The following is a 1,989-nucleotide window of genomic DNA, read 5'->3' as shown; positions in this document are numbered from 1 at the left end:
TGGCCGTCCCCACGCCCACCCAACGACGGGCCTTCGAACTCCTCGACACCACCATCCCCCACACGGTCAGGTAGCCAGAACAACCACAACCGAAACAACGAACCCCCAGCTCAACCGGGGGTTCGCTCGTTCTCATAGCAGTAACTTCGGGTTAGACAGGCCGTACATTCGTGGCCTGCGGGCCCTTCTGCCCCTGGCCCACCTCGAACTCCACCCGCTGGTTCTCATCGAGCGACTTGAAACCGCTGCCCGCGATTTCCGAGTAGTGCACAAAGACGTCCGGAGTTCCGTCGTCGGGCGCGATGAAACCGAAGCCCTTACTCGCCGTTGAACCACTTCACGATGCCCTGCGCCATGCCGATACTCCCCTAAACGTCGATCCGGGCACTCACATCGAATTCCCGATCTCGATCCACTGATCCTGCCACCCCGACGACGGATCGGGACGCCCGCACCTGATCCGAAGGATGCGAACCCACTGTTCGACACCTCCTCCCGGCTCACGACTTCGCCGCCGGTCATTGAGCAACGAGACGATCCGTCCAAGGACCGCCGCCCCGGCGACGTCGACGGAACCAGCGGGCCCTGGCGCGGATAAAATCCCTGGTCAACCGGCTCCAGAATTTCTTTAGTGGCGACTATAGACATTGAGGTATCACTGTTGTAGGGTTTCTCTCGTCGCAAAAAAGAGTTCACGAGGTGCGGGAGGGGATGAACTGCCCGCAGAGCAGTACCGCAAGATCAGGATGTGCCGGGGCAAGGGTTGATGTGAGTGTGTAAGGCCCCGACACTCCGGCCGGCGACCGGGCAGCACGAAGAGCCCGACAGCCGAGAAAAGTGCAGTGAACAAGGAAGTGGAATCCGCTCCGGCCCCCGGTGCCTCACGGCGCCGGGGGCCCTGTCCGCTTAAAAAAGGGGTCACCCCATTCAGGAAGATACGCCCGACCACAGCCCGGCAGGGAAGTTCGACGACGAGGACTACCCGGCCTACAGTATGGGCCACGCCGCCGAGATCCTCGGCGTCACACAGGCATTCCTGCGCAGCCTCGACGCCGCGAAGCTGCTCACCCCCGGACGCTCCGAGGGCGGCCACCGCCGCTACTCCCGATACCAGCTCCGTCTGGCCGCCCGAGCCCGCGAACTGATCGACCAGGGCACCGCACTCGAATCCGCGTGCCGCATCATCATCCTCGAAGACCAACTCGCCGAGGCCCGACGCATCAACACCGAACTCCAGCACACCCACCGCCCCCAGGCGGACGGGCCCGGGCGCGATGATGAATAGATCCTCGCTCTCATCGGTTTCTCCTGGTGGTGTGGTTGGTGTTCGTCGTCCTCGAGCTCGTAATCAAGGGATTCCCGTGGCTCGCAAGTGGTCGGGATTGTGTTGTTTCGCCGCGACCATCGGGTGGGGCTGGCTCCAACGCCACACCCGCACCTGACCTCGCCTGGCCGGGATGAGCCCCTGGCACCTTGACCCGCCACGATTCCCACCGCCGGTCGCGGGTACACGGACATCACCCATTCCTACAGAGAGTGTGTTGCACGGTGCCGGCGAGACAGGAACCCCACACCCCACCGGTCTCAGATCGCAGCCTTACGAAAACTGCTACGGCCCTGCGGCGCGGACTCTCGCGCACGGTTCCCCTTCCGATGCTGCCCTCACGGACTACGGTCGAAACGTTTCTCCTGGTCAGATATACCTCTGCCCTCACTGGAAAATATCTGCAGTGATCAGGGTAGACATTCTCGAGAAGGTTTTGTATCTTTTGTGTCGTAGCGAGGAACGAATCAAGAAGTGCGGGAGAGATGAACTGCCCGCAAGCAGTACCGCAGGTCAGGGCCGTACCGAGACCGAAAAAGTGTGTTGTTCAGTATGTAATCGGCTCGGAAGACCCTGACCGGAAAATGCTGAAGGTGAGTGGCAGGCGATAGCATCCGGCGTAGCTTGCGGAGCCGGATCATTTTGTGAAGGTAGATGTTTGGGCT

Annotated in this window: 1 protein-coding gene and 1 pseudogene; one reads left to right on the top strand and one right to left on the bottom strand. The window is 61.5% G+C overall.

All coding sequences use genetic code 11. The annotated features are described in order from the left end of the window. Positions 1 to 151: 151 nt before the first annotated feature. A pseudogene (locus tag ACFVJ3_RS49325) lies at positions 152 to 356 on the bottom strand (cold-shock protein). A 638-nt stretch (positions 357 to 994) separates the two neighbouring features. Between ACFVJ3_RS49325 and ACFVJ3_RS49320 the strand changes: the two are divergent. Further along, positions 995 to 1,285, top strand: coding sequence for a MerR family transcriptional regulator (locus ACFVJ3_RS49320; protein ID WP_378459020.1), 291 nt, complete (start codon positions 995 to 997; stop codon positions 1,283 to 1,285). The last annotated feature ends 704 nt before the right edge of the window (positions 1,286 to 1,989 follow it).

It is taken from the genome of Rhodococcus sp. NPDC127593 (genome assembly GCF_042671975.1).
Lineage (GTDB): Bacteria > Actinomycetota > Actinomycetes > Mycobacteriales > Mycobacteriaceae > Rhodococcus_F.
The sequence above is the reverse complement of the archived record's forward strand: the minus strand, read 5'-3'. Positions and strand labels throughout refer to the sequence as shown.